This is a genomic window from Alcanivorax sp. HI0044 (assembly GCF_001634945.1).
The window spans coordinates 1-386 of record NZ_LWEZ01001004.1; the positions used below are offsets into that span (position 1 = coordinate 1).

Annotated in this window: 1 pseudogene; it reads right to left on the minus strand. The window is 57.5% G+C overall.

Annotated features, from left to right (window positions below):
• Positions 1–133: 133 nt before the first annotated feature.
• Positions 134–386 (minus strand): annotated as a pseudogene (locus tag A3730_RS11895) (potassium:proton antiporter); the annotation flags it as partial.

The following is a 386-nucleotide window of genomic DNA, read 5'->3' on the forward strand; positions in this document are numbered from 1 at the left end:
TTCTGCGATCCCCCGGCCTTCGGAGCCTTGCCGCCAATAACGTCCCTTTCGTCAGCGCGGCAGACCGGAAACTTGGGCCGGGATAGTAATGCAGGTGCAAACTATTCTCAATACTGATTGCTGTATGACACCGCTACGGCTTTCCCTCCGACAGCAACGACTGCAATTCCGCCCGGCCTTTGGCATTGGTTTCCACCAGCATGTCCACATCGGCACGATGCTCAATCTGTTCCAGCAGCAGGCGCTCATCCAGATCCCGGAAGCTGCGTACCAGATCAATGGCGGTGGATTCGGGAACGCCCAGCTGCATCAACGTCAGGCGGGCACTGAGCAGGGCAGATTCAAAGCTTTCCCGAATCACTTGATCCACGCCCAGGGCATGTAGC